Source organism: Streptomyces tailanensis (assembly GCF_008386495.1).
Lineage (GTDB): Bacteria > Actinomycetota > Actinomycetes > Streptomycetales > Streptomycetaceae > Streptomyces > Streptomyces tailanensis.
On record NZ_VTHJ01000111.1, the window covers coordinates 8,064 to 16,709 of the forward strand.

Annotated in this window: 8 protein-coding genes and 1 pseudogene; 5 read left to right on the plus strand and 4 right to left on the minus strand. The window is 66.5% G+C overall.

Translation table 11 applies throughout. The features are described from left to right. A pseudogene (locus tag F3T56_RS47260) lies at window positions 1-299 on the plus strand (RNA polymerase subunit sigma); the annotation flags it as partial. 171 nt (window positions 300-470) lie between these two features. After that, the gene (locus F3T56_RS43850) at window positions 471-2,018 is read left to right on the plus strand and encodes an MFS transporter (protein ID WP_172639460.1); all 1,548 of its coding nucleotides are present in this window, start codon (window positions 471-473) and stop codon (window positions 2,016-2,018) included. Between the two features lie 223 nt (window positions 2,019-2,241). Here F3T56_RS43850 and F3T56_RS43855 read toward each other — a convergent pair whose 3' ends face one another. Continuing rightward, window positions 2,242-3,084, minus strand: coding sequence for an SDR family NAD(P)-dependent oxidoreductase (locus F3T56_RS43855; RefSeq protein WP_342787065.1), 843 nt, complete (start codon window positions 3,082-3,084; stop codon window positions 2,242-2,244). A 325-nt stretch (window positions 3,085-3,409) separates the two neighbouring features. On the opposite strand from F3T56_RS43855, the gene F3T56_RS43860 reads away from it, so the two are divergent. The 3 genes from F3T56_RS43860 to F3T56_RS43870 are packed head-to-tail and all read left to right on the plus strand — an operon-like array spanning window position 3,410 to window position 6,387. Beyond that, window positions 3,410-4,375, plus strand: a complete 966-nt coding sequence (locus F3T56_RS43860) for a 3-oxoacyl-ACP synthase III family protein (protein ID WP_246204761.1) — start codon at window positions 3,410-3,412, stop codon at window positions 4,373-4,375. Continuing rightward, window positions 4,372-5,538: a 3-deoxy-7-phosphoheptulonate synthase gene (locus F3T56_RS43865; protein ID WP_149831050.1), complete on the plus strand. Its 1,167-nt coding sequence runs from the start codon at window positions 4,372-4,374 to the stop codon at window positions 5,536-5,538. The genes F3T56_RS43860 and F3T56_RS43865 overlap by 4 nt, the downstream gene beginning before the upstream one ends. A 60-nt stretch (window positions 5,539-5,598) precedes the next feature. Then, window positions 5,599-6,387, plus strand: a complete 789-nt coding sequence (locus F3T56_RS43870) for a 2,3-dihydro-2,3-dihydroxybenzoate dehydrogenase (RefSeq protein ID WP_149831051.1) — start codon at window positions 5,599-5,601, stop codon at window positions 6,385-6,387. Between the two features lie 106 nt (window positions 6,388-6,493). On the opposite strand, the gene F3T56_RS43875 is transcribed toward F3T56_RS43870, so the two are convergent. From F3T56_RS43875 to F3T56_RS43885, 3 genes are all read right to left on the minus strand, one after another. After that, complete coding sequence (locus F3T56_RS43875) at window positions 6,494-7,471, minus strand: NADPH:quinone reductase (protein WP_149831052.1); 978 nt, start codon at window positions 7,469-7,471, stop codon at window positions 6,494-6,496. Between the two features lie 6 nt (window positions 7,472-7,477). After that, window positions 7,478-8,155, minus strand: coding sequence for a LuxR C-terminal-related transcriptional regulator (locus F3T56_RS43880; RefSeq protein ID WP_149831053.1), 678 nt, complete (start codon window positions 8,153-8,155; stop codon window positions 7,478-7,480). Further along, the coding region (locus tag F3T56_RS43885; RefSeq protein WP_149831054.1) for a flavodoxin family protein at window positions 8,133-8,646 on the minus strand (514 nt) is incomplete at its 5' end. The genes F3T56_RS43885 and F3T56_RS43880, both read right to left, overlap by 23 nt.

An 8,646-nucleotide genomic window follows, 5' to 3' on the forward strand; every position in this document is an offset into this window, starting at 1 on the left:
CCGACATGCTGAGTGAAGGCGTGACCGCCTGGAACGACGGTGGCGGCAGGGTACGTGCGGCACTCCGGCCGGTCAGTGGCCGAATGGAGGTCGTGTCCTTCCTGGCCGCACTGATAAGGACCTACGGATTCAGGAACTCGCGCATCACCGTCGCCAATGGGGAAAACGCGGCATGGACGACGGTCGACGGCCGAGAGTACCTGGTTCTCCTTGATATTCGCCACGCGCTTATCCATAACATTTTCGCCGTTCTCAATCCCGAAAAACTGGTCCGGTTCCGAGCAGCGGGACCAGGGTGACCCGGGGCTTCATCGCACTTCTCGCCGCCTGCTTCGGCGGTCCCCCGTACGCGAGCCGCAGTGCCTGCGGCGGCGTGCTCGTCTGTGAGGCATCGGCCAACACGGACGACGGGATTTCCGATAGCGAACACGCGCGGCTTCTTGCGTGCGAATCCCACCAAGGAGCAATCAATGTCCACCCAATCCGAAGAACGGGACGGGTCGTCCCGTTCCGGCCTGCTTAGGGATACGACCGACGCAGCAACACCCCGGTCCGCCAAGGGCCTGGCTCTGACCGTTATCGCGACCGCGCAAATGATGATCATCCTGGATGTCTCGGTGGTCAATGTGGCGCTTCCGTCGATGCAAGCGGCTCTCGGCTTCTCCTCGTTCAACCTGGCGTGGGTGGTCAACGCCTACGCACTCACCTTCGGTGGGCTTCTCCTGCTGGGCGGGCGCATCTCGGACACCTGGGGGGCCCGCAGGACTCTCTTCTTCGGGATGGCGCTGCTCACCGTGGCCTCCCTGGCGGGAGGCATGGCCACCCACCAGGCGTGGCTGCTGGCGGCCCGGGCGGTACAGGGAATAGCCGCCGCGCTGGTGGCACCGGCCGTGCTGTCCCTGCTGTCCGCCACTTTCACCGAGGGGCCGGAGCGCAACAAGGCCATGGGAGTGTACGGGGCGGTGTCGGGACTGGGTGGCGCCCTCGGCAACATCCTGGGCGGCCTGTTCACTGACGCGTTGAGCTGGCGGTGGGTCCTGTTCATCAACGTGCCCATCGGCGTGCTTGTTCTGCTCACCACCACCAGGGCGTTCCAGGAGTCCAGGACCCGGAAGGGAGCCCTTGACCTGCCCGGCGCAGTGTCGGCGACCGTCGGTATGTCCTTGATCGTCTACGGTCTCATCAACTCCGCGACGCACCCCTGGAGCAGCATGGGAACCTTCGTTCCCCTGGGGGTCGGCGTCATCCTGCTGGTGTCCTTCGTGGTCATCGAGGGACGCACCCGCGAGCCCCTGATGCCGCTTAAGATCTTCGCCAACCGCAATCGCTCCGGTGCCTACGTCATCATGTTCGGCGTCGGTGTGATGGTCGCGGTGCTCTTCTACTTCCTGACGCTCTTCATCCAGGGCATCCTCGGCTTCAGCCCGATCAAGACCGGATTCTCCTTCCTGGCATTCGCCGTCGGGGTCGTGATCACGTCCACCATGAGCAGTCGCCTGATGGATCGGACCGGGCCCCGTCCACTGCTCCTGGCGGGCACACTGATCACGGCCGGAAGCATGTTCTGGCTCTCCCTGCTGGGCACGGACAGCAGCTACCTCACCGACCTGTTCGGCCCGCTGCTGCTCGCCGGAGCCGGCACAGGACTGTGCTTCGTACCGCTGACCCTGGCAAGCGTGGCGGTGATCGCGGAAGAGGAAGTGGGGATCGCGTCCGCGTTGCTGAACGTCGGGCAGCAGGTGGGCGGGGCACTCGGCCTGGCCGTCCTCGCCACCGTCGCCGCCAGCTCCACCAGCAACCGCCTGGCCGAGCTGGTCCCGGGCGGCGACGGAAGCAACCGACCGGACATCAGCGAGGTCTCTTCCACGACAAGGTCAGTGGCGGACCAGGCGCTCAGCCACGGCTACGGCACAGGATTCCTGATCCTCGGCTTCATCATGATCGGGGCATTCATCCTGGCCGCCGTCGTCGTCCGGGTACCGAAGAGTGGCAAGGTGGACAACCCGATCATTGTTTGACGCCGATCGCCGCGCCGCTGGATGCTTCCACTCATCCGCGGCCGGCGCCGACGAAGCTCGTTCGATGCCCCGTGCGGCGGATACGGATGCCGCGTGGGGCATCGCTCGATGCCGGCGTCCGCATAAGGACCGTCCGGCCTGCGGTGCGGTGGAGTCCGCGGAACCGCAGGCCGGACGGCGAGTCACGAAACTTCGGGTGGAGTAAGGCGCCTCGGGCGCAGGATCAGCTGAAACCGAGGCGCGCCGCCCCGTCGAGCCTGATGACCTCGCCGTTCAGCATCGGATTGCTCACGATGTGCTCCACCAGGGACGCGAACTCGCTGGGGCGGCCCAGACGGCCGGGATGCGGGGTGCCGGCCACCAGCTCCGAGCGCACCGCATCCGGAACGTCATCGATCATGGGGGTTGCGAAGAGCCCGGGTGCCACCGTCACCACCCGGATGGCATGCCTCGCCAGGTCCCGGGCGAGCGGCAGCGTCATCCCCGCGATTCCCGCCTTCGCCGCGGCGTATGCCGCCTGTCCGCGCTGGCCGTCCTGCGCGGCTATCGACGAGGTGCAGATCACCACGCCCCGGTCACCGCAGAGCGGAGGTTTGTCCGCCATGGCCTCAGCGGCCAGTCGGACCACATTGAACGTGCCCACCAGGTTCACCCGCACCGTCCGCTCGAACTCGGAGAGCGGCAGCGGACCACCACGGCTCAGGACACCACCAGCGGTGATGAGCCCCGCGCAGTTGACAACGATGCCCATCCGCCCCATCCGGCCGGCCACCGCGACAGCCTTGGCCACGTCGTCAGGCTGAGTCACGTCACCGGGCGCGTAGACCGCTTCCCCACCCAACTCCGCTATGGCTTTCTCGGCACGCTCGGGCGAGCGCCCCATGAGTACCACTCGGGCTCCCGAGGCAAGCAGTCTACGGGCGGTCTCCAGACCGAGTCCCGACGTGCCACCAGTAACCAGCGCGATGTTGCCGCGAATATCCACACGGTCCTCTCTTCGGCTCTGCTGTGCGGGCCTGCCTGCGACGGCCGGCACAGCATCGAAACAGCTGAGACGGATTTTCACGTATTTGGTACCGCTACCACCAGGCTATGTCGGCGTGCACTGTCGCCCTCACCGACCGTCTCCTTTCGAACGTGCACTTCTGGGCAGGTCCCGTGGATACCTGCTACCGGCCACTACGAAAATCCGTATCCGACCTGTCCGGTCGTGGTTGTGGCGGGTTCCTCATCGGCGCTAATTTCCTCCCGATCGGGCATTCCGGTAAACCGGGAAACATCCATCCGGTAACCTGAAAGGAAACTTGTGGGTAATGTGGAAAAGTGAAGAAAAATCCATCGAATCTCCGAAAATTGAGCCCAGGTCTGGGCTTCGCGTTCCTACCGGAATCATGGGTGTCGGCCTCCATCTGCCCTCTCGGGTCGTCACCAACCAGGACCTGGAGAAAACCCTCGATACGTCGGACGAGTGGATAAGGGACCGCACCGGCATCCGGGAGCGACGCTGGCTGGAGCCCGGCCTCACCACGTCCGACATGTGCCTGGCTGCCGCACAGGAGGCGCTCGAGGACAGCGGCGTGCGGGCTGCGGAGATCGGTGCCGTCATCGTGGCCACCAGCGCGACCTACGACCAGCCCTTGCCTTCCATGGCACTGATGGTGAGAGACGCGCTGGGAGCCACGAACGCGATCCCTCTGGACCTCAGCCAAAGCGCATGCGCCGGGGGCGTCTACGGGATGTTCCTCGGATCCCACCTGCTCCAGAACGACCTGATGCGCAATGTCCTGGTCATCGGCGCCGACTGCTTCTCACGGGTGACCGACCCCCAGGACCGCACCACACGGATCTTCTTCGGAGACGCCGCGGGGGCCGTGGTGATGGGCCGCTCCGCACCTGCCCGCGGTCTGATGTCCTGGGACATGAACGCCGCGCTTTCCCACTCCGTCAGCATCTCTGCGGGCGGCGCGACCACACCCACGACGCCGAAAACCGCGGAAGAAGGCATGCAGTACCTGCGGATGGATGGCCGTACGGTCTGGCGTGAGGCCACGAAATGGATTCCGGAGAGCATTCGGCTGGCACTCAAGCCGCTGGGTGCCCTGCCCCATGAGGTGGACCACTACATCGTGCACCAGGCGAATCTCAGGATCCTGCAGCACGTCATGGACGATCTCCAGGTTCCCCATTCGCGGGCCGAGATCACTGTGGACCGATACGGAAACACTGGAGCCGCCTCCATTTTCACCGCGCTGCACCAGGCGACTCGGGGAGAGCGTATCGCCGCCGGCGATCTGCTGGTCATCTCCGGAATCGGTGCGGGATTCACTTGGGGAACCTTGTGCCTGATAGCGGAGTGACCCCGTTGCTGCCCGACGTCCACAGTGCTCCGGCGCAACAGCAGCCGGATTGGCAGGACCTGTCTCTGGTCCAGCAGGTGCGCGGGAACCTCTCCCGGATGAGTCCGTTGGTACGGCTGGCCGATCTGCTCACGCTGCGAGCCCAGCTGGCCCGGGTCGCCGCCGGTGAGGCACATGTGCTCCAGTGCGGTGACTGTGCCGAGAACCCGGAGGACCGCACCCGCGGCGACGTTGTTCGCAAGGCCGCGTTGCTCGACGTGCTGGCCGGGACCATGCGGATGCGTACCCACAAGCCGGTGCTGCGGGTCGGACGGATCGCCGGGCAGTTCAGCAAGCCTCGTTCCGCCTCCACGGAACAGGTGGGCGACACCGTACTGCCCGTATACCGGGGACACATGGTGAACCGCCCCGAGCCCACTGCCGAGAGGCGGCGCCCTGACCCCTCGCACATCCTGTCCTGCTACGCGGCCGCGGCCGAGATCATGGGGCACCTGGGCTGGCAGGCATCGGTCCAGTCCCGCGTCGATTCCCCGCTGTGGAGCAGCCACGAGGCACTGCTGCTGGACTACGAAGTCCCGCTGTTGCGAACCAGCGAGGGACAGACGTGGCTCTCCTCCACCCACTGGCCCTGGATCGGTGAACGCACCCGGCAAGTGGACGGCGCCCATGTCGCCCTGCTCGCAGGCGTCGTGAATCCGGTCGCCTGCAAGGTCGGTCCGAGTATGACGACCCAGGAGATCCGCACCCTGTGCGAGCGGCTGGACCCCAACCGCGAACCGGGTCGCCTCACCTTCATCGTCCGGATGGGAGCCAGGACGGTGGCCGACCGCCTACCGCCGCTCCTCGAAGCCGTACGAGCCATCGGGCATCCGGTGATCTGGCTCTGCGACCCCATGCACGCGAACACCGTCATGACTCCCGACGGTCTCAAGACCCGCCACCTGGACACCGTCATTCGGGAGGTTCAGGACTTCCAGTTCGCCGTCCGGGCGGCCGGCGGTGTGGCCGGCGGGCTCCATCTGGAGACGACGGCGGACGAGGTGACCGAGTGCGTGGGCGGCGAGATCTCCGTCAGTCGGGTCGCTGACAAGTACACGACTCTTTGTGACCCGCGCCTGAATCCCGCACAGGCCATAGCGGTGGTATCCGCGTGGCAGGGCTGAGCGCAACAGCACCGCTTGCAAGTCCCTCCTCCTCCATTCACCTTCAGAGGAAGCCATATCATGGACCATTTTGTGAAACCTGAGCCGGGGACCTGCTTGGTCACCGGGGCGGCGAGCGGAATCGGCGCGGCGGTCGCCCGGGTCCTGGCCGAACGTGGCATCACCGTGGCTGCCGCGGACCGGGATGTCGTGCAGCTGCGGGAGACCGTCGAGAAGCTGACCGCGGACGGTCTGCACGTCGAGGGCTTTCCCGTCGACGTCACCAGCGAAGCGGAGGTGGAATCCCTGGTCGACGCGGTGGAGCAGCGCCTCGGTCCCATCCGGTACCTGGTCAATGCCGCCGGGGTGCTGCGACTCGGGGAGGTCAAGGACTTCTCCTTCGAGGATTGGCGGGCCGTCTTCATGACCAATACGACCGGTGTCTTCCTGGTGTCCCGCGCGGTGGTCAAGCGCATGGTGCCGCACTCCGCGGGAGCGATCGTCACGGTGGCGTCGAACGCCGGTGGCACGCCCCGTCAGGAGATGGCCGCTTACGGGGCCTCCAAGGCGGCGGCGTCGATGTTCACCAAGAGCCTCGGCCTGGAGGTCTCCCGGTACGGCATCCGTTGCAATGTGGTGTCGCCGGGTTCGACGGACACACCGATGCTCCGCTCCATGTGGCAGGACCAGAACGGCGCTTCATCGACAATCGAGGGCAACCCGGATGCCTACCGGGTCGGTATCCCCCTGAGGAAGCTGGCCGCTCCGTCGGACGTCGCCGATGCCGTGGTTTTCCTGCTCTCCGAACATGCCTCGCACATCACCCTGCACGAACTCACGGTGGACGGCGGTGCCGGCCTCGGCAGGTGACGAGGCCGCTCGTGGCCGACGCTGTCGGGTGACGGCCACGAACGGCCTGGAGAACACTGTTCGCTGTCGGTGACGAACCGAAGGTTGGGAGATGGCTGGCGAACGCTCAGCCGGTGGCACGCGTGTGGAGGACCACCCGTCGGCCGTGCAGTTCGCCCTGCTCGAGCCGGCGGTGGACCGCGGCGGCGGAGCTCAGGGGGAGATGCTCCACGGTGCGTGGGCGCAACCGCCCGGCAGCGAGCAGCTCATTGATCGCACCTGCCGCCTCGGCGAGTTCGGCAGCGGTCGCACGCGAGATCACGAAGCCGACGATGGAGCCGTCTTTCATGTACAGGTCCCCGGTCGGCAGTACGGGACGGCTGCGAGCACCGGCGAGCAGGACGATACGGCCGCGCTGGGCCAGAACGGCGATGGCAGACGACAGGTCGTTCGTGCCCGAGGTGTCGATGTGTACGTCGACACCGTACGGAGCGGCCTCACCGATCCGCTTCGTGACCTCGGGATCCCGGTAGTCCAGGGCGTGCGTAGCGCCCAGCGAGCGGCAGTACTCCAGGTCCTTCACTCCGGCAGTGGCGATGACGCACGCGCCTGCCTCGGCGGCCAGCTCGACAAGCGCACTGCCGACGTTCCCCGCCGCCCCGGCCACCAGTACGGTCTGGCCCCGCCGGACTCGGCCGTGCGTGAAGAGCGCGAGGTAGGCGGTCGCGGCCGGATGCGCCACGGCGACCGCGTCGACCGGGCTGACTCCGTCCGGCAGACGGTAGAGCCGGTCCGCAGGTACCGCGACCTGTTCGGCGGCGGCACCCTGCCGACCGCCATGGCCGAGGCTGTTGCACCACACCCGGTCGCCTACAGCGAAGCCGTGGGCCGCTGTCCTGACCGTACCGACCATGTCGCGGCCGACGATGAACGGATAGTCGACGGATGTGATGAACAAGCCCGAGCGTATGAAGGTGTCCACCCAGTTGACCGTCGTAGCCGTGACATCCACCAGGACATCATCGGGCCCCGGCAGGGGAGGGGCGAGCAGTGCGTAGCGGATGGCCTCCGGCGGGCCGAGTCTTTCGATGTAAGCGGCATACACAGCGGATCACCCTCCCCCTGACACCGCGAGAATCAGCCCTTCCTGCAGGGCGAGCGCGACAGCGAGTGTGCGGTTCGGACAGTTCAGTTTGGCGAGCAGGTTCGTCACATGCCGTTTCACGCCATGCTCGGAAATAGTCAGGCGACGGGCGATCTGCTTGTTGCTCAAGCCCTGTGCCAGGAAGGAGAGCACCTCTTGCTCGCGGGGGGTCAGGCAGACGCCTCGGGTTCCGCGTGCCGATCCCGGGCTGTGCGCCCTGGTCAACAGGATGCGGGCCAGGCCGGCCGGCAGGGAGATCTCACCCGTACTCAGCCGCTCCAGAGCCTCCCCGAGGACTCCGACGGTCACCTCGTGCTCCAGCAGGAAGCCATGGGCCAGGAGCATGATGGATTCGTCGACCGCCTCCAGGTCCAGGTCCTCCAGCAGCAGCAGGATGCGTGCACCACGCTCTGCGGCGGTGACCGCCAGGGCCGACGAGTTCCTGTCGTTGCCCCGGCACAGCAACACGTCGGGCCGGTGCTCGGTGAGCAGCGCCGACGCCTCGTCGGCGCTGCCGGTGCGACGTGCCTCGCGCACGGAAGGAACAGCGCTCAGCATGCTCAGGAGTCCGCGACGTACCAACTCGTTCTCCAGTACGACGAGTATCGTCGCCTGCCCCACGTCAACCTGGGATGCGATGGACATTATGTCCCCTTTCCTGCGCGGACATGACAGCTTCTGGCTGGAAGGACGTGTCCTGTCTCGTGAGACCTGCGCCGGTGGAGTGGGCCAGGGCTTCGGCCAACCGGGCAACCCGTCCGGCCAGGTGCCGTACGGTGTCGAGGTCCGCCCTGGTGACCCCTTCCTGCCCTTGATCGGTATTGGCCTGAGCCCCGGCACCGAGAGTGATGCCGAGGCGGTTGAGGTCGTCGGCGGATCCGGTGGTCGACGACCAGCCCGGCAGTAGGTCGAGGTTGACCCAGTGCATGCCGTGCTGGGAAGCGAGGATGGAGAAGTACTGGAGCGTGCTCAGCTTGTCGCCGTTCATGGCGCCGGCGACGGTGAACCCGGAGGCGATCTTGTCCTTCCACGCACGCTCCGCCCAACGCTGGGAGGTGGCCTGGGCGAAGGAGTGGAAGGCGGCCGAGGCCGTCCCCATGTAGGTCGGCGCGCCGAAGATGATCGCGTGTGCGGAG